The following is a 23,665-nucleotide window of genomic DNA, read 5'->3' on the forward strand; positions in this document are numbered from 1 at the left end:
CCTATGAGCACAACAACCCTCAGCCCACTGGCTATCCAGGACATCCAGCAAAATGCTGCGTTGGCTCTGGAGGCCGGACGAGCACTGATCAATCGCAGCTACCTATCGGAACTGGGGCAGTATCCGGTTCATGCTGCCGGAAAAGGCGTGTCGTTCAACCGGTCAAGCGACATGCGCATTTATCGTGTCGAACGAATCGTTCAGGACAACAAGCAATCGGTGCTCGAGAGTACTACTGCCGCCTACACCGCTTTGGGCGCCGCCGGGTACTCGGTGTTCCTCTTTCTACGCTCCGATGGCCGTGAAACCGACCTGTACATTGGTACGCGTGGCGAGCCAGGGAAGATGCTCGGGCACAACTCCGGTGAGTTGCTGCGCGAAACGTTCAAGGGTCATTTTTCGGGCAGCGCCCTACATCCCCTCGATGTAAACGCCGTTGATACGCTGCTGAACTCGTTGCAGGCAGAAAAGAGCAACCCTGTTGCGAGTATCACGGCGGTCACCGGCGTGCCTGCCCTTTCAACTGAAAACCGCGAACATTTCATGCAGGGGCTGGAACGCTTTATCGACGCGGCCGAGCAACGTGTTTACCAAGCGGTGATTCTCGCTGAGCCGGTGTCTTCGCAGAACCTTGACCTGATCCGTGCCGGTTACGAGCAGGTGGCCACGCAACTATCGCCATTGCTCAAGCGGCAGATGTCGTTCGGCGAGCAGGAAAGTGACAGCGTTGGGCTGAGCATCAGCCAGGGTCTAAGCGAGTCGTTGGGACAAAGCCTTGGCCTGACAGAAACCAAGGGGGCCTCGGAAACTATTGGTACCTCAACGACTGAAACGACTGGAACCAGCGAGTCCATCAGTGCGCAGACCACGCTTGGCAAGTTGGCGGCTTTAGGCAGCAAGACCCTCGGTACATTGTTCAATGAGCAACGGACCACTGGCACCAGCCAATCTACTGCACATGGCCGAAGTGAAAGTCATGGTACTTCTCGGAGCGAATCGGCCTCGAAAACCACGTCTACCACACAGACTACTAGCACAACCGAAAGCCACTCGCTCAACAGGACGACTGGAGCCAATCGACAAATCTCGATTGAAGCTGTCGATAAGACCATCGAGCAGTTGTTGAGCAAAATCGACCACCACCTGCAGCGCATCGACGAAGCCAAGACCTACGGCGGTTGGAACTCAGCCGCTTACTTCATCGGAGACAGCACGGCATCTTCCGAGTCTCTAGCAAGCATCTTTCTCGGCCTCGTTCGCGGCAGCAAATCCAGCCATGAAGACTTCGCCTTGACCACTTGGACCTCCAGTCACAAGTCAGCGGTGCTCGACTGGCTAGCAGCGTTTAGCCATCCGCAACTAAAGCCGAGCTTCTCCAAGCAAGTGCCCATCCGCTATGTCACTCCGGCGACGCTGATTTCCGGAAAGGAAATGGCAATTCAGATGAGCCTGCCGAGGCGCTCTACCTCAACGGTATCCGTGGTCGAAACCCAGGCCTTCGGACGCAAGGTGCAACGCCTGGACGGCCATGCAAGCTTGGTAGCTGAGGACCGGAAGTTGACGCTTGGCAACATCCGCCACCTCTGGGAGAACCTGCCTCAGACCATTCAACTGAGCCTCGACCAACTGTCCAGCCATGTGTTCATCAGCGGCTCGACTGGGGCCGGCAAGAGCAACACGCTGTATGAAATGCTCACCCAAATCAGTGCTGCAGGTGTGCCGTTTCTGGTGATTGAGCCTGCCAAAGGTGAATACAAACACGTCTTTGGCCATCGCCCCGATGTCAGCGTGTTCGGTACCAACCCAGCGCACAGCGAACTGCTCAGAATCAACCCGTTCCGCTTCCCTGAAGCCATTCATGTACTGGAGCATGTAGACCGGCTGGTTGAGATATTCAACGTCTGCTGGCCAATGTATGCGGCCATGCCTGCGGTGCTCAAAGAGGCAATCCTGCAGGCCTACCAAGCCTGTGGCTGGGACTTGGAGCTTTCGAGCAATCGCTACAGCAACAGCCTGTTCCCGACCTTTGCCGATCTGCTCGTGACGCTGGAAACCGTGATTGAGGCGTCTGCCTATTCTCAGGAGCTCAAGGGCAACTATATCGGTTCGCTATCGACACGGATCAAATCGCTCACCAATGGATTGAATGGCCAGATCTTCACCTCGGATGAAATCGACAACGCTGTGCTGTTCGATAGCAATGTCATCGTCGATCTCAGTCGCATTGGCTCATCCGAAACCAAGGCGTTGATCATGGGCATCCTTGTGATGCGCCTGAGCGAACACCGCATGTCCTTCGCAGGGATGAATCAACCACTGCGCCACGTTACTGTACTTGAGGAGGCGCACAATATTCTCAAACGTGCTCCTGAGGGCGGTGCAGAAGGTGGGAGCGTGGTTGGCAAATCCGTTGAGATGTTGACCAACGCAATTGCCGAAATGCGCACCTATGGCGAAGGTTTCATCATTGCCGACCAGTCGCCTCATGCTGTCGATATTGCTGCGATTCGCAACACCAACACAAAAATCATTATGCGTTTGCCCGATGAGATGGACCGCAGGTTGATCGGCAAGTCGGTGGCCCTGCGTGATGACCAACTCGAAGAGATAGCCAAACTGCCGAAAGGTGTAGCAATCGTCTACCAGAACGACTGGCTGGAACCGGTGCTGTGCCAGATCAGGAAATTCGCGGGCAGGGAAACCCCCTATGACTACCGCCCACATGACAAAGCCCGACTTCTCTCCAACCAGTTCCACCACCAGGCACTCAAGCTGTTGCTGGCAACGCGTATTAATACACCGGCAGAAGTGAACGTGACACTGCTGGAGAATGGCTTGTGCAGTTTGCCCTTGATTGCCCGCAGTAAAATTGCACTGCTTCAAGCGCTTGACGAATACAAAGCAGATCAACCACTCACCGCATGGAAGCCACAAGCGTTTGCCCACACCGCGCAATTGGTGGTCGACCTGCTCGGCTGTCGCAAATCAGTGCAACAAGCGATCAACTTAGCGTCTGACTACCAACACCTGAGCGACTTACTTGACGAGGTGCTGGAAACGCGTGTCAACGGCCTGGATCCGGCCTTGGCATTGGCCGCAGAACAATGCTTGATGAAAGACTTCAGCTTGCAGCATGACAGTCACCTTGACATCTACTCCATGTGGCGTACACACCGTGAAACTGGGAGTGTTCTGTGAACCTTGAAAATTTCTCTTCTGACAAGGTCGATGTGCCATCGAAGCTGGCATTGCTTGCCCAAGAAACGCCAGACAAATCCCTGAACCTTGCAGATCTAGATAAGCCGATGGTGCTCACTCAGGAGAGTCGCCTGGAGTTACCTGAGGTCTCCGCTGAAACACGAGATCGCCTGGAAAACCTGGGCTATCCCGAAGAGGTGCTGGATGTCATCGGCAGTGAAGCCGAGGCCCGCATCTATGAGGATGCGAACTTGGAACCCGCCGAGGTCAACGGCAAAGATGCCTTGATCCGCACGGACATCGATTACGATCAGAAAGATATGTTTGGCAATACCAACCTTGAGCGTATGCAGATGGGCAAGGCGCCGCTGGATGCCAATGGCAGGCCGATTGAACTCCATCATATCGGCCAGAAACAGGACTCTCCCCTTGCTGAACTGACCTGCAGCGAGCACCGCGGTAATGGCAATGACAATGTGCTTCACAACAAGCAGAAAGAGTCAGAAATAAATCGGGAAGATTTCGATAAAGAGAGAAAAGATTACTGGAAGGCACGAGCCGAACAGATCGAAAACCAGCAGTGAGTGCGAGTCCTACTTATGAAGACATTAGAAAATCTGGTCAATAAGCACCAAGCCAATACACGCCCTGCAGATCCAGACAGCATCATTGCTCTGCAGCAAGACCTCGGGTTTATGCTTTCTCCCGAATATAAATCTTTTCTGTCAACATTCGGTGTAATTGTTTTCGATGCCTATGAAACCTATGGTCTCGGAATTCCAAAAGAGTATTACCTGCACGTTTTCACGAGCTACAAGGATCTTTCCAAGGATCCAAACTACCCCACACAGGCAGTACCTCTGCTTGATATAGGGGACGGCCAGTATTACCTTTACGATAACCAGAGCAAAAAGGTCCTTGTGTGGGCAACACCCAATGGCGGTGTGGTTCGAGTACTAGACGACAGCCTAGAAAGCTTTTTGATCCACCATGTTTTTGCTGAATAGTAACGTGCGCGGTATTGGAGTTCACGTGATATCCAAGACCGCACTACTCCGGTAGACAGGAAAAATCCAACTGCGGAGGCTATCAGCTTCGGATGAAGAACCAACTGAGTGTAGGGCGACTGAAGCCACACTCAGTTTGGGACCGGGAATGTCATGATGGCAAGTCGACCTCGATTTTTCTCGATGGCTCTTGCCTGCTAATCGAGTCAAGCGCAGCACCGGACTATGCCAAGGCGCTTAGCGCCAAGGAGACAGCGGTCAGTGCGGCGTCCACGGTGCAGCCGCCTACTGGAGCACTGATCCATGGCATTCCTACCGAAGGCTCCGACGGTAGGCGCTGGCGTTGTCATCGATGAACAGCGGTTTATAGGTCTTGCTCGGCACGTAACCTTTTATCTGCTTGTCGTATGTAAGGTTTTGGGGCGCATGCTACAGCGCTGTAGGTATTAATGTCTTTCGATGCCTGCTGCCGACTGATACCAAAGCTCTGTATCAGGTGCCCCGTAGTCAGCCGGCCTTCCCACCAGGCTACGGTTTCAATCAGGCGATAGCGAAGAGCTAGGTCCCAGCGAACCTGTTCGATGGATTGTTTGCGTTTCATGCCCTCTCCATATGCTCGAATTCTTTACCTGCATAAGTCTGCATTCTGGACGTGTCTTTTTTAATTACATATCGTCTTGCTGTCTTCTGAATTTCCGAGCTGTATGGAGGGGCGAATATGGTTGCGTGGGATACGGTTTCTATAGGTGCATTGCTGTTGATGGGGGCAATCTTGCTAGTGCTTGTACTCCAGTGCCTGGGGCTACGCGAGCACTGGAAAATGGCTCTCGACTTCAAAAGGGATGTGCGTTGGGCTCGCATTTGGGAGATGGAAAATCAGGAGCTGCGTTCAGCACTGCGGGCTGAGAAAGCACACATTGAGCAGCTGCAAAGGTAGCTATTGATCCTGCAAGAGCTGCTTCCGACTGAGGGGTAGCCGATAGCAGGTTCGCCCAAAGACCAAGCTCCTACTGACCCCATGATTTCTGAGAGGGTCGAATGACGAGGTCAGCTGCATTCAAGTAGACTGATAAATTCGACGAATTTGTGGAAGCTTAAATGGTCAAGCTGGAGGACATCACAAAAGACGCTCAGATTCGTGGCCTGCATCGCGACGGGGTTGTTAAAGTCGTCAGTATCGACAAGGTCGGTGACTCGGCAATCAGTGCCGTTTACCAGAAAAGTGCCGGTGGTTATGGCGACCAGATGCTTTTTCGCAGCGACGAGTCCCGTTTTGAGCTGGCCCAGGCAAGCAAAGCTTGGGCGTTAGGTGTCCCAGGTATCACTGTACGTCTACCGGTTGCTGCCGATGGCTGCATCGGGGACGACCGTTATATTGAGGTCAAAGGGCGCGTCAAGGGCTCAACTACAGTCATCAAGAACGAAAACTTTTCCAGCTACAACCAAGGCGAGAAAAACATCCTCGCCATCGTGTTGGTGGATGGTGAGCAGGTGGACGGTCCTTATTACATCAAGCACCCATTTAAGAGTGAGCCGGAGTTCGGTGTTGGCAGCGTCAACTACGAGTTGAGTGAGCTGTTGTCCCGAGCGATTAAGCCAGAGGAAAGCCTGTGAATTTAGAAAACCTGCGACTACAGAACTATCGGCGCTTCGAAGCTTTCGAGATCGACTTTCATCCCGAGCTAACTGTCATTGCTGCTCGCAACGGCCAGGGTAAAACCACCATTCTGGAAGCTATTGCTGCTGCCCTTGGTCCCTTCGTCGGTGCTTTTGATTTGGGCAAGTCTGAACACATTCGCCGCACGGATGCTCGTTATGGAGTGTTGTGGGGGGCTGATGGAGGTTTTGAGCAGGAGCAGAACTTTCCAATCATTATCGACGCCGCACTCAGCACACCTAGCATCAAGTGGCAACGCGCATTGATGAGTGCCAAGGGGCGGACAACAGTTAAGGAAGCCGCTCCGCTAGCAGAGTGGGGCAAGGCGTTGCAGAGCCAGTTGCGTGCGAGCGCTGAGACACCTTTGCCTGTCATTCGCTACTACAGCTCCAAACGGTTGTGGGTCAGTCATAAGAACGTTGCCACCAAGGCCATTCTTACCGAAAGCCGTACGGCAGGTTATGAGGACTGTCTGTCGTCGCTTTCCAGCTTTGTACAACTGCAGGAGTGGATGAAAAAGGCTTCGCTCGCTGTCATTCAGCATCGCACCCAGCCAGGGTACGAACATTCCAATCTGGAACCGCGCCTGCAAGGTATTGCTAACGCAGTCGATACTGTCATGGCCAGCGAAGGCTGGAGCCATTTTCATTACAGCGTGGTCTTTGACGAGTTGGCCATGGTTCATCCTGACCACGGCGCACTTCCCATTAGTCTGCTGAGCGATGGTGTGCGGGCCATGATTTCCTTGGTTGCTGATCTAGCCCTGCGCTGCGTGCGTCTTAATGGCTACATGCGCGAACGCTCACCCCTGGAAAGCACAGGAATCGTGCTGATTGACGAGGTGGATTTGCACTTACATCCAGCTTGGCAGCAGCAGGTGGTGCACAGCTTGCGTCGCGCTTTTCCGTGTCTGCAGTTCATAATTAGCAGTCACAGCCCGCAGGTGCTCACCACTGTTAAACGCGACAACATTAAGGTGGTATTCAAGGACGGCCAAGGAAAATGGCAGGCGCAGGCGCCGGATCAGGAGATTCTCGGCATGGAGAGCTCAATTGCTCTTAATGACATTATGGGTGTAAACCCTATTCCCCCTGTGGATGAGGCGCAGTTGATCGCCGATTACACAGCCGCCATTGAAAGTGGTCAGCATGAGACCTACGACGCTAAGGTTGTGCGTGGGAAGCTGCTGGCCATTTATGGCGCGGCGCATCCTGTACTGCGTGATGCTGATCGGCTGATTCGCTTTCAAAGCTTCAAGGTTCGCCAGTCGAGCAAGCCTGGGGGGCAGGATTGATGCATAAGCTTGATCGCACCAGCGTTACGCCTCCAGCCTGCTTGGATGCCTACGACTACCGAACTCAGAAATGGAAGGATCTTGGCTCGGAATGCAAACGAGAGTTGCGTGCAGCACTGGTTCAGATGCAGGGTATCCCAGGAGTGACCACGCCAGATGCTAATGAATATGGACTGCGCTGTGCCTACTGTGAAGGGACGATCTTTCATGAAGGTCATATCGAGCACTTTCGCCGAAAAAATCCTGCGCATTATCCGGAACTGACTTTCGCATGGCCGAATCTCTTTTTGGCATGTGGTGCTAGCTCACATTGCGGTCACTACAAAGACCGTCCGGGGGGGGCAGTCTACAACTCTGATCATCTCATCAAGCCCGATGAGCATGACCCTTCAGACTTTCTTCACTTTCATTCCTACGGCGATGTGCGTGTTCGTAGTGGCTTGAGTGCGGAGAATGCCCACCGAGCAGCCGAGACCATTCGCGTATTTGGACTAAATGAGAGTGCACTTTCAGGGGCGAGGGCTAAGACTCTTTCGTTTTATAAGACGAAGGTTCTAGACGACCTCGGTGAGTTGGCCTCTTGGTCGCTGGAGGATCGGCAGGCCTATTTGGTTGGCGAGCTAGAGGCAACCCGTTGGGAGCCCTACGCGACCACAATTCACCATTTCCTGCAGAGCAGCATTTAATGACTGCTAACTGTCGTCCTTTGGTCGAGGAACATAGTTTGATTGGTTCTTATATCCCTCGGTAGTTTCGAGGTGCTGCTTCTCGCTGTCAGTATGAGACTTCACGATGTCTGCTGGTACGAAAGAGAGAACAACGGTCCACCGCTGCCACAGCGTGAGTGAGGCTAGTACCCCATAGGAAACACCGCGCAATGGCACGGTATGCGGTAGTAGTAGATCGAGGCGCTTCAGCAGGGGAGCAACCATACCGATGAAGAGAATGATGCACAGGATTGCCGTCGAGTGAACGATCGGCGTGAAAAGCGTGTTCATTCCGCCGTTGCTGCTGACTGGAGCGCCTTCAGCCTTTTGAAAGGACATTCTCAGGCGCTCTGGATAGATGATCGCGAGCCAAGCGCCAACAACGGCGAAGATGATGGAGGCAGTAGTTCTCAGAGCCTCAAATAGTGGCCATTGCTCCGAGAAGGGGACACCACGACCGAGTACGATCGCAGTGGCAACCAGAGCAATGGACATTCCCCAAGCGAGGCACTTGAGCGCAGTTTTTTTCATTCAATTAGCCGCAATATTTCTACCCGATGATCAGTCAGGGCCTTCAGTAATGACTGAGAATTCACAACCTCCAGGTTGTTTTGTTCAACGTCCAGCTGGAACTCCTGTCGCGCCAGGGAATGACTGAGCCAGTGAATATGCTGCGATGATCCTTTAAGCTTGAAGCCGTAATCATCCCATTCGCGGTCATGCCCCTCATTCCAAGCGATAATCATAGCTTCGATATCCTCGCGAGACAGCTGCGCAGGAAGTTCATATTGGACTTTCACCTGGTCTGGACGGTGCTGAGGCTCTCGCATGTGCGTCCACTCCAGGAAATGCTGCCAACGATCAAGCTGCTCTGGGCGATCAAGCTTCAACGTGGTTTTGCGCAGGACCTTGCGAACAATTTCCGCATTTTTGAGGATGAGCTCATGAGCCCCCGGCTTCTTAAACAGCTGAGTTCTAAAGCGGGGATTCAAGTCTTGTACCACACCACCAGGAGCTTCTAGGTATCCGGCGACTTCGACATCCACGCCAGGCTGTGGATCGGTCCAAGCTACATGCTTGGAGGACGTCCCCAAGAACGACTCCATGTATTGCTGCATAGGTTTCTGGCCCGTAACCAAATGCTGAAAGCGAATGCTGGCAAAAACATTTCGAGATGGGATGAACCAGAAGTAGGTCGCAAACCCAGGTATGCCGCCCTTGGGGAGATCGTTCATAACCACTTCTGCGTTGCCGACATTGGATGTGCCAATCGCGGCAGCGACCTTGCCCTCTGTGGCTGGCGTCTGATTCCACATCGTTACAACGCAGCTGTCCTCTCCAGACGTGATGTCCATAAGGTACGCAGGGAGAAAATCAGCACCATCAACTGCTTCGTAAGTTTTCGTAGCCGCGAGTTGTTTGCCATTGCTCCAGCCAGCCAAATCGACAAGCGTGCTCTGTAAGTTTCCGAAGGCAGCAACATCTGCCTCTCCTCTCGGGTAGTAACCACACTGAAGAGCGCGGTAAAACGTGATCTTTGCCTTCTCAACAGCCACTTACTCGCTCCTTCGGTTCCAAGCCTGGATCTCGATTCAAGCCTTGCCTTTATTCACTAGCTCACTCAATAGCATCTACGCCAGCGCGTCCTCAGGCAGCCTCCCCAACTGGGTCGAATTACTGCCGGTCATGGTGAGCGACACAGCTGTCACACGCGGCTGTGCCTGGCCTGTTCGCCAAGCTGCCAAATGTTGCGTTTTTCCAGCAGGTTTTTCAGTTCGACCAGGTTGTACATGCCAAGGCGATGAAAATTGCCCCAGCTCGGTATACCAAACAGGTTGTAGATGACCACGGTGGCATCGCGTTCGCTGGCAAGACGCTTTTCCCCGCTGAGCTTTTCGGCAGCAGCGTCGGCTTCATCTCGGTCGTCGTAGGTGTTGAGCAGTTTCATCGGTGCTTGGTTGAAATTCAATCGGGCGTTGGATTCTGCCTGACTGGCAAAAAAAAGAACATCAGCGGGATCTGTTCAAGGAGGGCCGCGTGTAAGCGGCCCTCCTTGAACATTGCGCCAAGTGAATTAGCCCCGTTGCAGCCAACTCAGTATCCAGCACGGCTAAAGCGCGACGATGAGCAGCGGTGGAAAGCGGAGCCCCAGAATCACCAGCAGCAGGAGTGCCAAGCAGTCCGCGAAGATGCCAGCGAACATGACAGCCGCAGCCAAGACGCGAAATAGTGTCATTTTTCTTCTTCTCACAAATAGCCTTGTTCCGCCAGCGACACGCAGCCTTCGCGGCCCACGATGATATGGTCTAGCGTCCGTACCCCGACTAGATTTAGTGCCTCCCTCAGTTTGTGGGTCAAGTTGCGGTCCGCCTGGCTGGGCTCTGGGTCGCCGGAGGGATGATTGTGAACCATGATGATGGCCGCGGCGTTGTGCTCCAGAGTGTTCTTGACCACTTCATGCGGGTACACAGTGGCACTATCCAGAGTGCCTCTGAACAGTTCTCTAAAGCCTATGACCCGATGTTTGGAGTCGAGCAGCAGCAGGGCAAAGACTTCATACTCGTGGTACTGCAGCAGCGTTCGTAGGTGGCTGAAGACCTGCTTCGGCTCAGTCAGTGCCTGGCCTTTAGACAGACGACTCATGGCCAGTTGTTTCGCCATCTGCAGGATGTCGGCCTCGGTTACAGGTGATTCCATGATGTAGGTGCCACTCGCCTCACGGGCTTTGAGCTTGTGATATTTCATGACGGTACTCCTGTACGAATGGGGAGCAGGCTGGAGAGGTTGAGGAGAGCGTTACTGAACGGAAGGCCTAGCGCTGTGCTCGATAGCTTGAGCCTCCAGTTTCTGAGCCAGTGATCGCTTTGAAGGCGCTGTCGGTTGGGGCTCTGCGTTGCTGGATGGGGCTTCAACAGCGGGAAAGAACTCCTCGACAATGGTGCCACTGTCCTCCTCGCTGTCTTCAAAAGCGCCATTGTTAAAGCCCTGCCGGGCTGCGTGATCCAAGGCGCTCTGGTCAAAGCCCGAGGCTTGCCGGGTTTCCTCCAGTTGCTTGGCTGCCAATAGGGCGTCTTCTAAACTCAGTTCACTGCGTACTGTGATATCGACGTAGAAGATTGGTGTGCCATGGCTCTGACGGGTGGATTTGCCGCGCAGACGCAGTTCCAGCGGTAGGCAGGCCAGGCGATTGCCAGAGATGGCTTGCAGGTAATGCAGTCGCGCTGCCAAGGTGCGGATGCTGTTGAAGCCAGTGGTTCGGAAGATAAAACTGCCCAGTGGGTCGTCATCGCCAATCACCACGTTCAGCCGACCGTAAGGCTTGCAGGCATTGCCTTGGGCCAGTGAGCAGCCATTGGGAGAAGGGCAGGGTAGCGACTGGATGCCGTCCTTTGTCAAACGCTTGCAAGTGTCACCATTGCCGACGCACAACGGCCTGCCGGTAGTACGGTCGAACAGGCTGTAGTCCGCGCGAAAGTTGAGGTCCGGTTCGTTGAACAACAAGCGGATCGGAATGCTGCGCAGCTTGCCGTCCTGGCCATTGCGGAGCTCCTCATTGAGTGGATGTAGCAACCAGCCGTCACGGCTCTGGACTTGTGAAGTGATGGTGAACTGATCGTCTTTCTCGGGTAGACGCTTGCCGTGTTTCTCGACGACCTTGCCGATGGAAATGCGCCCGAGTACCGGTGGGGTGATGGCTAAACCTTTGAGCATGGTGGTACTCCTTGATCTGAAAATAAAAAGCCACCGGGGCGTGGGCGGTCCAGGTGGCTAGGGTGAGGAGAAAGCTTTAGCCAATCAGGAAGCGACGGCTTCCGGCTTTGGCCTTGGGATAGCGGGCCTGCAGGTACGGTTTGTCTTTGAGCATCTGTTCGACATCCAGACCAATGCTGTCCTTGGACTTCTTCCAACTGATGTAGCCTTCGGCAAACTCTGCGCGGGTGGCGTCCCCCATGGCCTGCTGCAGAACCTGCTTGAGCTGCGCTTCACGTGTCTCCTGCTGGGCAATGTGCTGGCGAACAGACTTGAGTTCCAGGAAGGTGCTGGCCAGCTCTGTGTGCTGGCTGAAGTCCAGGGTCTGTCCGTTATCTTCAGGGTAGAGGCAGCGCAATGCCGCTTCCGCAGACGCTGTGCCATCGGCCGGTGGCGGTGTGTCACTGACGACGTAATCCCAGAACAGCCGCTCCAGATCAATCAGTCGTGCAATCAGTGTCTCGTCGCGTGTGATGCGATGGATTTCCAGGTGCTGACCACCGAGCAGGACCGCCACATCAGCGGCCTGCTTGCCAGTGACGGCGAGCTGGTGCATGACTTGCAATTGCACATACTCGGGCACGCCTTCTTTCCAGAGGCGTGCCCCGTTTATGCCGGCAGTCTTGCATTCGAGGATTTGCACCTCTGGGGCGCCGATCACCTCGCGGTCGATATTGGCGAGCATCCAGGGCAGCGCCGGATCGGGATGCTGTAGCACCGCGTTGATCCGCCGAACCTTGTGCTGGCTGCGCTTGCTGTAGTGCCAGGCCACGATGGGCTCCAGCACATTGCCCCAGTACAACGGGTTTTCCTCATCCTGAGGATCGGCCTTGGGCATGCTGGCATCGCGGCCAGTCTTCTCCAGCCACAGCTCCAGCTGCGACTTGTACGGATTAAGGCCGACCGCAGCGGCGGCGTCCGAACTGCCGATGCCCTGCTTGCGGATCTGCAGCCAGTCTTCGCGGGGCAGCTCTTTGGTGCTGACCAGGCGCAGGGCAGGGCGGGCTTTGCGGGTGCTGCCATTCAATGACGTTGCTTTCATCGTATTCACCTGCAGACATAAAAACGCCCGACCAGCACAAGGCTGACCGGGCGCAAGGGTTGATGTGAGTGAGAGTTAGGCGGCGAGTTGCAGCGCGGCATCCAGGGCGCGTTGCTTGATCTGCGCCCCCTGACCAAACCAGGCCGAGTCCAGGCGGTACTCGTTACTGCGGGCACGGCGTTCGTGGTCAACATACTCGGTCACGGCATTGAGCAGGCCCCAGGCCGTGCCGCGTGCCGAGTCCAGCTGGCTGCCGCGACCACGGCCCTCGTATAACTCCTGGACTTTGCGTAGCGCGCGTTCGTTGGGCAGTACTTCCGGTAATTTGGCGGTTGGATTGGTTTCACACAGAACGTTCATGAAGAAGCCCAGGGCCTCATGCCACTGCACCTTACGATCAGCCAAAGCCCTCATGCGGTACATAAACTCGTCCCAGCCAGAGACGGCGATGCCCAGTTGCCTCTTCACCGTCTGCGGGTCAAAGCGAGTGCTGTGCGGTACCTTGATCGCCCGGCTGCTGCCGTCCAAGGCGATGGTCAGAGTATTGTTGCACACCACCCGCACCGTGGTTGGCGTTGCTGTGGTGGCCAGGGTGCCGTCACAGGAGGTGGCCAGCAGTAGGTAGCCGTTGACCTGATCGTTGCCCTTGAGGGTTGCATCTTGCCCGGTACGCGCCAGTGCCCAGAATTTGCGCCCGCCCTTGAGCACGCCGGCCGTTTCCAACTCGTAGCCAGAGATTTCGGTGAGATCGCGGTAGAACTCCAGCACCTCGCGCGGCTGCACGGTGTGATAGCGTTGCGAGACCACCGACAGAGGGGCCTTGGTGTCGGAACGGAAGAGCACCTTCTGCTCAGGGAAGGAGTGGATAGCGCCCAGGTGGCCGACCGCGTCCGACTTGAAGTGCACTGGGCTTTCCAAAATCTTCCAGTCCATGCCAGCTTCACGTTGCCAGACTTCGATAGCTTGTTTGCGGGGCAGGTTGTTGCCCAGGCCATGCCAAGGGGTGGCTCCGGCGTAGGCCATGGTTTCGATGAGATGTGCCATTGGAGTGATTCCTTGCGAATGAATGGGAAAGGGCGTCGTTTCAGCAAACGACGTCTGATCACAACGGCTTAACGATTGACGCTGAAGCTGTAACCACACTCCAGGCATTCGTAATTAGCCAGCACCTTGTCATCAATCTGCTCACCCAGCGTGGCTCCGGCTATCCCGCCCGCTACCCCGCCAAACAGACCACCCAAAATCGCACCGGCAATGCTGCCGATTGCAATGCCCACCGGCCCGCCGACTACTCCCAGTACCGCGCCGGCTTCCGCACCCGACAGGGCGCCAGCGGCGCCGCTGGCTGCACCGCCTGCAGCACCAATTAATCCACCCGTTTGTTTACCGATATTTTTCGTGACGACGCGTCCCGAGTTGCAGCTTGGGCAAGGGCTATACATATATAGGTCCTCTCAAGTGATGAGCGTGCCGAGCTAAGAGCTGGCACACCAAATCCCCAACGGCAGTCGATACTGTGGGGCATTCATAGAGGTGATATAGATTTGAAATATTTTTGGATCCAATTTTAGATTAAGCTATCGCTGCTGAAGTAGCCGGATATTGGTCCTGACGGCTCTGAGGAAGGGGAGGGTCGAAAATGATGTCCCGAAGAAGTGGGAAAGCCCTCTTGGCGTTGGCCGAAACTGAACCAGGTGATCGGCACGTTTCAACCACTCGACCTGCGCTGTAGCAGGTTGGCTGATAATTGAGGGCCTGATCTGGGATCTTCTCGTACCTGTGAGTGGTGCTGGTATGACGATTCCCAGTTCTAGCGCGATGGCTGGCGGGATGCAGTGGCAACCCTGTGCCGGATCATCGGCCAGATCGAATCCGGTGAATTGCCTGTGAGCAACGTTAAGGGCCTGGCCATGATTGGGGCTGGGGGAGACGTACTGAGCGAGGTGCTCCTACCTGGTGTCAATTGACGTTCTTTTCCGCCATTACCCATGCGTCCAGCATGTCGGCCCACTGTTGCATCATCTTGGCACGATCAATCAAGTATTCTGCGTGGTTGTAGGTGCGACGGACTGCGTTCTGTTCGGTATGTGCCAACTGCCGTTCGATCCAGTCTGCTGAAAAGCCCATTTCATTGAGCCTGGTACTGCCTGTTGTACGTGTGGCGTGCGGGCTGTACTTGCCGCCCCAGCCCAGTGTGTTGAGCATCTGACGGAATGAGGCAGCCACCATAGGCTGAGTGCGCACGTCTCGATGCGGAAATACATGGTCGTATTTGCCTGTGACTCCGTGGAGGGCCTGTAGCATTTCCACTGCTTGGGTGGGAAGTGGGCTCGTGTGTTCTTTCCGCTTTTTCATCCGCTCGGCTGGAATGCGCCAGATGGCCTTGTCCAGTTCAAACTCCGACCATTTAGCCTCTACTGCTTCATTTGGGCGGCACAGAGTCAGCCACATAAGGCGGAAGGCGCAGAGGGTTTCATGGCGTCCGCCGTGAGTTTCCACGTCTCGAAGTAGCTGGCCAATTTCTTCTGTAGAAAGCGGTCGTTTGTGCTGGGTTTTGTTTGCGGGCAGCGCTCTGCGAACTGGGTGAACGGGGTCACTGCTGGCGCGTAAGGTCGAGATTGCCAGTTCGAAAACGCCAGACATGGTTCTCTTGGCTTCAGCGGCGACCGATGGCCCATTGTCCTGTGCGGCTCCCTTCAGCACTTCAAGGATGTGGGCGGATGTGATGGCTTTGATGGGCATATCCCCGATTCTCGGAAACACGACTCGCTCCAACATCTTAAGTCGCCTTGACTTGGTGATTTCCTCCCAATCCTTCAATGCTAGCCATTCGTTGGCAACCGCTTCAAAGGTAATGGTTCTCTCGTGATCACGCTTGACCCGTTCTAATTGCCGGTGATGGGCAGGATTGATTCCTTGCACGACGAGTGAACGCGCTTTTACGCGTTCGTCACGAGCCTCTGATAACGTGAATCGACGTCCGTTTCGCCGCTCCTGTGCCTGCTCGGGCGTTTCCCCCCTCGTGACAATCACATAGTCCCCAATAGCGAAAACGCTTTCCTTCCTGGTGTTGCCATCGCTCAACTCAAACCGATAGCGCCAGGCCTTAACGCCATTGGTTTTTACTTCTAGGTACAGGCCATTTCCATCCGTGAGTTTGTAGGGTTTGTCCTTGGGCTTCGCTGTACGGCACTGGGTATCGGTGAGTGGCATGACTGCTTCCTACTCGTGTACCCGGTTTCTGGGTCGGGTATGGGTTTGTTATACCCGGAAGCGTACCCGGTAAAGGTATGGATCTCAATGATCCTGATGGGCGTTCATGGACAATAAAAAACCCTTGAAGTGGCTATCTTCAAGGGTTTTGATGTCCATCGAGATCTACAGGGATCTAAATTACCACTTAGACGTTGAAGCGGAAGTGCATCACGTCGCCGTCTTTGACGATGTAGTCCTTGCCTTCCAGGCGCCATTTACCGGCTTCCTTGGCACCGCCTTCACCCTTGAACTGGATGAAGTCGTCATAGGCCACCACTTCGGCGCGGATGAAGCCTTTTTCGAAGTCGGTGTGGATCACGCCAGCGGCCTGCGGGGCGGTGGCGCCGACACGTACGGTCCAGGCGCGGACTTCCTGCACGCCGGCAGTGAAGTAGGTCTGCAGGTTGAGCAGCTCGTAACCGGCGCGGATCACACGGTTCAGGCCAGGCTCTTCCAGGCCCAGGGCCTCGAGGAACATGTCTTTCTCTTCACCGTCGTCCAGCTCGGCGATTTCCGCTTCGATCTTGTTGCACACCGGCACCACGACCGCGCCTTCTTCTTCGGCAATGGCCTTGACCACGTCCAGGTGCGGGTTATCTTCGAAGCCGTCTTCGGCAACGTTGGCGATGTACATCACCGGCTTGCTGGTCAGCAGGTGGAAGCCACGGATGACAGCCTTCTCGTCGTCAGCCATGTTCTTCATCAGGCTGCGCGCAGGCTTGCCTTCGGTGAAGTGCGGGATCAGTTTCTCCAGGATCGCCTTTTGTGCCAGGGCGTCCTTGTCGCCGCCCTTGGCGTTGCGGGCAACCTTCTGCAGTTGCTTCTCGCAGCTGTCGAGGTCGGCGAAGATCAGTTCGAGGTCGATGATCTCGATGTCGCGCTTGGGGTCGACGCTGTTGGAAACGTGGATCACGTTTTCGTCTTCGAAGCAGCGCACCACGTGGGCAATGGCGTCGGTCTCGCGGATGTTGGCGAGGAACTTGTTGCCCAGGCCTTCACCTTTCGACGCACCGGCCACCAGGCCCGCGATGTCGACGAACTCCATGGTGGTCGGCAGGATGCGGTTAGGCTTGACGATTTCCGCCAGCGCCGCCAGGCGCGCATCGGGCATCGGCACGATGCCGCTGTTCGGCTCGATGGTGCAGAAAGGGAAGTTCTCCGCCGCGATGCCAGACTTGGTCAGGGCGTTGAACAGGGTGGACTTGCCGACGTTGGGCAGGCCGACGATGCCGCAATTGAAACCCATGGGTATTCCCCTCTCTAGGAAATCAGGCCTTCTGGCTGTGCAGCTCGCGCATGGACTTGGCGAAGTCGCCAGCCAGTACGTCCGGCAGCACGCCGAGGGCAAAATCGATGCTGGCGTCGAGCTTCTCCTGCTCGGCGCGCGGCGCGCGGCCCAGGACGAAGTTGGAGACCAGTTTGGCGTCGCCCGGGTGGCCAATGCCAAGCCGCAGGCGGTGGAAGTCGTTCTGGTTGCCGAGCTGCGCGATGATGTCGCGCAGGCCGTTGTGCCCCCCATGGCCGCCGCCGCGCTTGAGCTTGGCAACGCCCGGAGGCAGGTCGAGTTCGTCGTGTGCCACCAGGATCGCTTCCGGCTTGATGCGGAAGAAATTGGCCAATGCCGCCACGGCCTGGCCGCTACGGTTCATGTAGGTGGTGGGGATCAACAAGCGAACGTCGTTGCCCTGATGGCTGAACTTAGCCGTCAGGCCGAAATATTTCTTGTCAGCGGTCAGCGATACACGCTGGGCGCTGGCAATGCGTTCAACGAAAAGAGCCCCTGCGTTATGCCGGGTCTGTTCGTATTCGGGGCCGGGGTTACCCAGGCCAACGATCAACTGGATGGCGGTCACGTCAGGGGCTCTTCCTTGGAGTTGGTGGGTTACAGGGCGCGGGGCGCACTGTAACCCGATCAACACCGGCGCGCGAGTGGATTACTCGGCAGCGCCTTCTGCTTCTGGAGCAACGCGTGGAGCGTGAACGTTGGCAACAGCTTTGTCGTCACCGTGGGCCAGAGCTACGAACTCAACGCCTTTCGGAGCTTTCAGGTCCGACAGGTGGATGATGGCGCCGATTTCGGCCTTGGACAGGTCGACTTCGATGAACTCAGGCAGGTCTTTGGCTTCGCAGGAAACTTCGATCTCGGAAACAACGTGCGAGATTTCGCCGCCTTTCTTGACCGGAGCTTCTTCACCAACGAAGTGAACTGGAACCTTGGCGGTCAGCTTCTGGCCAGCAACGACGCGAACGAAGTCGGCGTGCATGATGAAGCCTTTGGCTGGGTGACGCTGCATGGCCTTGACCACGACGTTCTGCTTGGCGCCGTCGACGTTCAGTTCGATAACGTGGCTGAAGGCCGCTTCGTTTTCGAACAGCTTGGCGATTTCCTTGGCCACGATGGTCAGGGATTGGGCTTCTTTATCGCCACCGTATACAACGGCTGGGATGCTCAGCGAGTGACGCAGGCGGCGGCTCGCACCTTTCCCCAGGTCAGTACGCGCTTGGGCGTTCAGGATGAAATCAGTCATTTTGCTTCTCCAAAATAGCCTCCCGAAAGGCGTTTGCGACCAGCGCCAGACGGGGATGGCAAAAAAGCCCCGCCCCAACAAATGCTGGGGCGGGGCGCTTCACATCAACACGAGTTCCGCTTAGCGGAACATCGCGCTGATCGATTCTTCGTTGCTGATGCGGCGGACCGCTTCAGCGACAACCGGTGCGATATCCAGCTGGCGGATACGGTCACAGGCTTGAGCAGCGGCGGACAGCGGAACGGTGTTGGTCACCACCAGCTCATCCAGTACCGACTTCTCGATGTTCTCGATCGCGCGGCCCGACAGGACAGGGTGCGTGCAGTAGGCGTAAACCTTGGCAGCGCCGTGTTCTTTCAGGGCTTTGGCCGCGTGGCACAGGGTGCCGGCGGTGTCGACCATGTCGTCTACCAGGATGCAGGTGCGCCCTTCGACGTCGCCGATGATGTGCATAACCTCGGAGTGGTTAGCCTTTTCGCGGCGTTTGTCGATGATACCGAGATCGACGCCCAGGGACTTGGCAACGGCGCGTGCGCGCACAACGCCACCGATGTCCGGGGAAACGATCATCAGGTTCTCGAAACGCTGGTCTTCGATATCGTCGACCAGTACGGGCGAGCCGTAGATGTTATCGACTGGGATATCGAAGAAGCCTTGGATCTGGTCAGCGTGCAGGTCGACGGTGAGAACACGGTCGATACCCACGACAGTGAGCATGTCAGCGACGACTTTGGCGCTGATGGCTACACGTGCCGAACGCGGACGGCGGTCCTGGCGGGCATATCCGAAGTAAGGAATCACGGCGGTGATTCGGGATGCTGAGGAGCGGCGGAAGGCGTCGGCCATCACTACCAGTTCCATCAGGTTATCGTTGGTCGGGGCACAGGTCGGCTGGATAATGAAAACGTCTTTACCGCGAACATTTTCATTGATCTCAGTGCTGATCTCGCCGTCGGAGAACTTACCGACAGAGACGTCACCGAGAGGGATATGCAGCTGACGTACGACACGCCGAGCCAGATCGGGGTTAGCGTTCCCCGTAAAGACCATCATCTTGGACACGCGCAGTACCTGAAGGCTGAGGGTATACCTGGATGAGTATAAGGAAAATGGCAGGGGCGGCTGGATTCGAACCAACGCATGGCAGGATCAAAACCTGCTGCCTTACCGCTTGGCGACGCCCCTGTATCTGTTGCTGCGAACGCTATGCGCTCGACTTCTTGATCAGACTTTGCAGCTTGCGATGCAACATCGAAACATTGCTTCCTTTCGCCACAAACCCTGTTTGGGTCGCTGAAAGAAGGGCCAGAACTTTATCAGCTTCGGCTTTGCTTGGGAAGGCCCCAAACACACAACTTCCAGTGCCGGTAAGTCGAGCCTCTGTGAATTTCCCCAGTGAATTCAGCGCGTTGCGAACTTCTGGGTAATTCTGCTCTACCACCGGTTGGCAGTCATTTCGACTGTTTCCCTCGGGAACGGGGCGCATCTTAAGGGGGAGGGAATCACGTGTCAACTGTGGATGTGAAAAAATTTCTACTGTGCTGACAGACACTTGCGGCACCAGTACGACATACCAGGGCTCTTCGGGGTCGACCGGGGTCAGTTGCTCGCCGACACCCTGGGCAAATGCGGCATGGCCACGGACGAACACCGGCACGTCGGCGCCCAGGCTCAAGCCCAGCGAGGCCAGGCGGTCTTCGTCCCAGTCCAGCTGCCACAGGTGTGCCAGCGCCAGCAGCGTGGTCGCCGCATCCGAACTGCCGCCGCCGATGCCGCCGCCCATGGGCAGCACTTTGGTCAGCCAGATATCGGCGCCCAGCCGGGTGCCGGATTGTTCCTGCAATTTACGCGCGGCGCGCACGATCAGGTTGCTGTCGTGGGGCACGGCTTCGATTTCGGTGTGCAGGCGGATCACGCCGTCTTCGCGCAAGGCGAAGCTCAGCTCGTCGCCATGGTCGAGAAACTGGAATACGGTTTCCAGCTCGTGGTAGCCATCGGGGCGGCGACCGATGATGTGCAGCCACAGGTTGAGCTTGGCCGGGGCGGGCAGGGTGAGCGTGTGCATGCGATCAGTGCCCCAGCTGGCGTGGCTGCCAGTCCTTGACTACCAGGGTCACGTCGAGGTCTTTACCATGCAGCTTCATGCGCTCCGGCAACCAGTAGCCGTTCTGCTCGGTATAGCTCAGGTACTGAACCTGCCAGCCATCCTGCTCGAGGCTGGCCAGGCGGCTGTCGCCATCGAGGGTGAGCTTGCTCTTGCTGTCGGGTGCGGGCAGGCCACGGACCCACCAGACCAGGTGCGAGACCGGCAGTTGCCAGCCAAGCTGTTCTTCCAGCAGGGCCTCGGGGCTGGCGGCTTCATAGCGGCCCTGGTTGGCCACTTCCAGCACCACGCCGCCGGGGCGGCCAGTCAAGCGAGCCGCGCCGCGGCCGAGCGGGCCGGCCAGGCGGATGTCGTAGTAATCCTGGCGTTGCAGCCAGAACAGCGTGCCGCTGCCGGAGTCGCGCGGGGCGCGGATGCCGACCTTGCCGTTGATCTGCCAGCCGTCGAGCCTGCTCAGCTGCTCTTTATGGGCGCGCCACTGCTGTGGGTCGCCGTGACCCTGCAGGGCCTCGCGGCTCCCGAAGCCGGCACAGCCGGCCAGCATGGCGATCAGGGTGAAGGTGATGCAATGGCGCAGAAACATGGCGTTAAAGGGTCTCGGATCCGGTCAGGCGCAGAATGGTTTTGCGCAGGATGGGGCTGTCGGCCTGGGCTTCGAAGCCCTTGGCCCAGACCTGGCGGGCTTCGCGGCGCTTGCCGTTGGCCCACAGGACTTCGCCCAGGTGAGCGGCCACTTCGTGGTCGGGGAAGCGGGCGAAGGCCTGGCGCAGGTAGTTTTCAGCCTCGTCGAGGTGGCCCAGGCGGTAGTTGATCCAGCCCAGGCTGTCGAGCACGGCAGGGTCGTCCGGGGTCAGCTGGTGGGCCTTGTCGATCAGAGCCTTGGCTTCGCTGTAGCGGGTGGTGCGGTCGGCCAGGGTGTAGCCGAGGGCGTTCAGCGCCATGGCGTTGTCCGGCTCGCGGGCGATGATGGCGCGCAGGTCTTTTTCCATCAGCGGCAGGTCATCGCGCTTTTCGGCCAGCATGGCGCGGGTATAAAGCAGGTTGAGGTCGTCCGGGTAGCGGTTGAGGGCTTGCTGCAGGACCTGGTCGGCCTGGGCGTCCTTGTTGTTGTTGCTGTAGCTTTCCGATTCGATCAGGTACAGCTGCACGGCGTAGTCAGGCTGCGACTCGCGGGCCTCGGCGAGCAGGCGCGAAGCCTCGGTGCCGCGACCGTTGGCGATGAGGATGTCGGCCTGGCGCAGTTGCGCCGGCAGGTAGTCCGGGCCGTTGCCGACCAGGGCGTACTCGCGCAGGGCACCTGCCGGGTCATGGCGCTCCTCGGCGATGCGGCCCAGGTTCAGGTGGGCGGCATCGACGTTGCTGTCGCGCTCGATCAGCTCGCGCAGGTACACCTCGGCTTCGTCCCAGTCTTTCATCTCCAGGCACACCAGGGCCAGGGAGTAACGCGATTCGTCGTCATCCGGGTACTGCTGGACCAGGCTGAGGAATTCGGCCTTGGCGTCGGCCATGCGGTCCTGTTCGACCAAGGTGCGCGCGTAGGTCAGGCGCAGGCGCTTGTCTTCCGGATTGTCACGGATAGCACCACGCAGCAGCGGCAGCGCTTCAGGGCCACGGTCCAGGCTCTGGAGCAGGCGGGCACGCAGCAGGATCGGGGCGATTTCGCCATTCTGCGTCGGGTGCGCTTCGAGCAGGTCAAGGGCTTCCTTAGCCTTGCCGTCCTGGTTCAGCAGCAGCGCCTTGCCGAACACCAGCTGGCTGTTGTCCGGGTATTTGACCAGCAGGCGGTCGAAGCTCTGCATCAGGCCGTCGCGGGTGCTCTGGTCGGTTTCGGCGGCGGACAGGGCGAGGAAGTCGAAGTGGGTGTCACCCTGGCCTTGCAGCACCTTCTCCATATACGTCATGGAGTCGTCGTAGCGACCGGCTCGGGCCAGCTGGATGGCGGCGGCGCGCTGGGCGTCGAGGTTCTGCGGGTCGTTCTTGGCCCAGATCAGCGCGCTGTCCAGCGCCGGCTCGTCGGCGCCGAGGTACTCGGCAATCCGGTAGGCGCGCTCGGAGACGGCCGGGTCCTGGGTCTTCTCGGCCTGGTCGGCGTAGTTGGCCAAGGCGATGTCGAAACGGTTTCGTTGCCCGGCCAGTTCCGCTACCAGCAGGCTATAAAGGGTGTCTTGCGTGAATGACCCATACACCACGGGCTTCTTCGCCTCGGCCTCGGCGGCGGGAGGCTCGGCATTGTGCGGGGCCAGGCTCTGGCAGCCCTGGAGCAGGGCGAAGGCAAGCAGCAGTGCGTAGGGTCTGTTCATAGAGAGGCTTAAAAAGACTAACCGGCGGTCGGAGCATGATGACACAAGCGCGGGGGCAAACCCACCTGCGAAGGTCGTGGTTTACAGCTTGGGTGATGCTAGCTCGGACATCGGGGTAGGTGAGAGGTTCGGTGGTGGAGGTCGCCCCTTTTATTCGGTTATTGAACTGGAAAGAGGAAGTGGGAGAGCACGAGCGCAGAGAGCTGCGTGAGATGTAAGACCAGTAGGCAAACTAGAATGCGTCGATGCTTTGGGGGGAAAGCCTCGACCTCCTTCGCGTCAGCGATCTCGACGAACTGCGCTCTGCTGCATTCATCCTCTCGCCCCAAGGTGCAGGCCTTCTGAATTTCGAGCCCCGTAGCCCCCACTCCGAGTGCAACGCCGATATAGCTGCCATTCTTGATCAGGCGCGCTGCTTTGCCCACTCTTGCAACCTTATCCGCGTACCCCGCTATTTCCCCTGTATGCAAATAGCTTTTCGTGGAAATGCCTAGGGTTCTTTTGATCGACCCTTTGTTTTCGCGCGCGACACAGTGCGAGTTTACTTCCTTGAGGTGCAGGCCTGCACAACTGGCCTCCATCAGTTTGCAACTGGCGCTGTCGAGAAACTTGGTGAATCTGAAATTGCTGACGGCAGTGCGGCCTGACGTGCCCCGCCAGCGGAGCTAGCAGTGGCTGAAGTGCTTTGGCTTACGCCAAAGTAGTAGCCGGTGACTTCAATCCATTTGTTGTATTTTTCATCCAGTGCTTCGCCCGCGATTGCGTCGATTTGTATATATGCGTCAAATGCCATGCTTACCTCTCCTTGGCAATCATTAAAGGG

The 23,665-nt window shown here is 57.0% G+C and carries 23 protein-coding genes, 1 tRNA gene and 3 pseudogenes; 7 read left to right on the forward strand and 20 right to left on the reverse strand.

The genetic code is table 11. The features are described from left to right. Positions 1-3 precede the first annotated feature (3 nt). The 3 genes from ACOKS3_RS03975 to ACOKS3_RS03985 are packed head-to-tail and all read left to right on the forward strand — an operon-like array spanning position 4 to position 4,205. The gene (locus ACOKS3_RS03975) at positions 4-3,198 is read left to right on the forward strand and encodes an ATP-binding protein (protein ID WP_197879574.1); all 3,195 of its coding nucleotides are present in this window, start codon (positions 4-6) and stop codon (positions 3,196-3,198) included. After that, complete coding sequence (locus ACOKS3_RS03980) at positions 3,195-3,782, forward strand: HNH/ENDO VII family nuclease (RefSeq protein WP_197879575.1); 588 nt, start codon at positions 3,195-3,197, stop codon at positions 3,780-3,782. The genes ACOKS3_RS03975 and ACOKS3_RS03980 overlap by 4 nt, the downstream gene beginning before the upstream one ends. Positions 3,783-3,797: 15 nt before the next feature. After that, entirely contained in the window at positions 3,798-4,205 is a 408-nt protein-coding gene (locus ACOKS3_RS03985) for an SMI1/KNR4 family protein (RefSeq protein WP_065761661.1), read from the forward strand. A 330-nt stretch (positions 4,206-4,535) separates the two neighbouring features. Here ACOKS3_RS03985 and ACOKS3_RS03990 read toward each other — a convergent pair. Next, positions 4,536-4,806, reverse strand: a pseudogene (locus tag ACOKS3_RS03990) (WYL domain-containing protein); the annotation flags it as partial. A 117-nt stretch (positions 4,807-4,923) separates the two neighbouring features. Between ACOKS3_RS03990 and ACOKS3_RS03995 the strand changes: the two are divergent. The 4 genes from ACOKS3_RS03995 to ACOKS3_RS04010 all read left to right on the forward strand — a co-directional run bounded on the left by ACOKS3_RS03995 (position 4,924) and on the right by ACOKS3_RS04010 (position 7,842). Further along, the gene (locus ACOKS3_RS03995) at positions 4,924-5,142 is read left to right on the forward strand and encodes a hypothetical protein (RefSeq protein ID WP_065761659.1); all 219 of its coding nucleotides are present in this window, start codon (positions 4,924-4,926) and stop codon (positions 5,140-5,142) included. A 161-nt stretch (positions 5,143-5,303) separates the two neighbouring features. After that, on the forward strand, positions 5,304-5,819 hold the full coding sequence (locus ACOKS3_RS04000; protein ID WP_065761658.1) for a protein NO VEIN domain-containing protein: 516 nt from the start codon (positions 5,304-5,306) through the stop codon (positions 5,817-5,819). Then, positions 5,816-7,156 carry an AAA family ATPase gene (locus ACOKS3_RS04005; protein ID WP_197879576.1) on the forward strand — a complete coding sequence of 447 codons (1,341 nt, stop codon included), beginning with the start codon at positions 5,816-5,818 and terminating at the stop codon, positions 7,154-7,156. Before ACOKS3_RS04000 ends, ACOKS3_RS04005 begins: the two co-directional genes overlap by 4 nt. Beyond that, positions 7,156-7,842: a retron system putative HNH endonuclease gene (locus tag ACOKS3_RS04010; RefSeq protein WP_065761656.1), complete on the forward strand. Its 687-nt coding sequence runs from the start codon at positions 7,156-7,158 to the stop codon at positions 7,840-7,842. The genes ACOKS3_RS04005 and ACOKS3_RS04010 overlap by 1 nt, the downstream gene beginning before the upstream one ends. Positions 7,843-7,848: 6 nt before the next feature. Here the strand turns inward: ACOKS3_RS04010 and ACOKS3_RS04015 are convergent, their stop codons facing one another. From ACOKS3_RS04015 to ACOKS3_RS04105, 19 genes and pseudogenes are all read right to left on the reverse strand, one after another. Beyond that, the gene (locus ACOKS3_RS04015; protein ID WP_422763325.1) at positions 7,849-8,394 is read right to left on the reverse strand and encodes a hypothetical protein; all 546 of its coding nucleotides are present in this window, start codon (positions 8,392-8,394) and stop codon (positions 7,849-7,851) included. After that, on the reverse strand, positions 8,391-9,419 hold the full coding sequence (locus tag ACOKS3_RS04020) for a hypothetical protein (protein WP_065761654.1): 1,029 nt from the start codon (positions 9,417-9,419) through the stop codon (positions 8,391-8,393). Before ACOKS3_RS04020 ends, ACOKS3_RS04015 begins: the two co-directional genes overlap by 4 nt. Positions 9,420-9,568: 149 nt before the next feature. Then, a complete protein-coding gene (locus ACOKS3_RS04025; protein WP_065761653.1) occupies positions 9,569-9,811 on the reverse strand; it encodes a hypothetical protein in 243 nt (80 codons plus the stop codon). Between the two features lie 299 nt (positions 9,812-10,110). Beyond that, a complete protein-coding gene (gene radC, locus ACOKS3_RS04030; RefSeq protein ID WP_065761652.1) occupies positions 10,111-10,608 on the reverse strand; it encodes a RadC family protein in 498 nt (165 codons plus the stop codon). A 51-nt stretch (positions 10,609-10,659) separates the two neighbouring features. Continuing rightward, positions 10,660-11,574 (reverse strand): recombination directionality factor, encoded by a 915-nt coding sequence (locus ACOKS3_RS04035; protein WP_065761651.1) that lies wholly within the window; start codon positions 11,572-11,574, stop codon positions 10,660-10,662. 76 nt (positions 11,575-11,650) lie between these two features. Next, on the reverse strand, positions 11,651-12,655 hold the full coding sequence (locus ACOKS3_RS04040) for a YqaJ viral recombinase family nuclease (RefSeq protein ID WP_065761650.1): 1,005 nt from the start codon (positions 12,653-12,655) through the stop codon (positions 11,651-11,653). Positions 12,656-12,730: 75 nt separating this feature from the next. Beyond that, positions 12,731-13,699, reverse strand: coding sequence for a DUF932 domain-containing protein (locus ACOKS3_RS04045; RefSeq protein WP_065761649.1), 969 nt, complete (start codon positions 13,697-13,699; stop codon positions 12,731-12,733). A gap of 68 nt (positions 13,700-13,767) precedes the next feature. Then, the gene (locus tag ACOKS3_RS04050; protein WP_197879578.1) at positions 13,768-14,097 is read right to left on the reverse strand and encodes a hypothetical protein; all 330 of its coding nucleotides are present in this window, start codon (positions 14,095-14,097) and stop codon (positions 13,768-13,770) included. 517 nt (positions 14,098-14,614) lie between these two features. Beyond that, positions 14,615-15,868 (reverse strand): tyrosine-type recombinase/integrase, encoded by a 1,254-nt coding sequence (locus tag ACOKS3_RS04055; RefSeq protein WP_197879579.1) that lies wholly within the window; start codon positions 15,866-15,868, stop codon positions 14,615-14,617. Positions 15,869-16,055: 187 nt separating this feature from the next. Beyond that, a complete protein-coding gene (ychF, locus tag ACOKS3_RS04060; RefSeq protein ID WP_103445718.1) occupies positions 16,056-17,156 on the reverse strand; it encodes a redox-regulated ATPase YchF in 1,101 nt (366 codons plus the stop codon). 22 nt (positions 17,157-17,178) lie between these two features. Further along, the gene (gene pth, locus ACOKS3_RS04065; RefSeq protein ID WP_422763326.1) at positions 17,179-17,763 is read right to left on the reverse strand and encodes an aminoacyl-tRNA hydrolase; all 585 of its coding nucleotides are present in this window, start codon (positions 17,761-17,763) and stop codon (positions 17,179-17,181) included. Between the two features lie 81 nt (positions 17,764-17,844). After that, entirely contained in the window at positions 17,845-18,438 is a 594-nt protein-coding gene (locus ACOKS3_RS04070; protein WP_103445717.1) for a 50S ribosomal protein L25/general stress protein Ctc, read from the reverse strand. A gap of 120 nt (positions 18,439-18,558) precedes the next feature. Beyond that, positions 18,559-19,500 carry a ribose-phosphate pyrophosphokinase gene (locus ACOKS3_RS04075; RefSeq protein ID WP_003247410.1) on the reverse strand — a complete coding sequence of 314 codons (942 nt, stop codon included), beginning with the start codon at positions 19,498-19,500 and terminating at the stop codon, positions 18,559-18,561. Between the two features lie 48 nt (positions 19,501-19,548). Then, positions 19,549-19,623 (reverse strand) — tRNA-Gln (locus tag ACOKS3_RS04080). A gap of 19 nt (positions 19,624-19,642) precedes the next feature. Further along, complete coding sequence (gene ispE, locus ACOKS3_RS04085) at positions 19,643-20,503, reverse strand: 4-(cytidine 5'-diphospho)-2-C-methyl-D-erythritol kinase (RefSeq protein WP_422763327.1); 861 nt, start codon at positions 20,501-20,503, stop codon at positions 19,643-19,645. Between the two features lie 4 nt (positions 20,504-20,507). Beyond that, positions 20,508-21,125 (reverse strand): lipoprotein insertase outer membrane protein LolB, encoded by a 618-nt coding sequence (gene lolB / locus ACOKS3_RS04090; RefSeq protein ID WP_103445715.1) that lies wholly within the window; start codon positions 21,123-21,125, stop codon positions 20,508-20,510. 4 nt (positions 21,126-21,129) lie between these two features. Further along, positions 21,130-22,842: a tetratricopeptide repeat protein gene (locus tag ACOKS3_RS04095; RefSeq protein WP_422763328.1), complete on the reverse strand. Its 1,713-nt coding sequence runs from the start codon at positions 22,840-22,842 to the stop codon at positions 21,130-21,132. A gap of 287 nt (positions 22,843-23,129) precedes the next feature. Continuing rightward, positions 23,130-23,360: pseudogene (locus ACOKS3_RS04100) on the reverse strand (hypothetical protein); the annotation flags it as partial. A gap of 4 nt (positions 23,361-23,364) precedes the next feature. Continuing rightward, positions 23,365-23,635 (reverse strand): annotated as a pseudogene (locus tag ACOKS3_RS04105) (Hcp family type VI secretion system effector); the annotation flags it as partial. Positions 23,636-23,665: the final 30 nt, after the last annotated feature.

Source organism: Pseudomonas sp. HS6-2, from assembly GCF_049325675.2.
Taxonomy (GTDB): domain Bacteria; phylum Pseudomonadota; class Gammaproteobacteria; order Pseudomonadales; family Pseudomonadaceae; genus Aquipseudomonas; species Aquipseudomonas putida_N.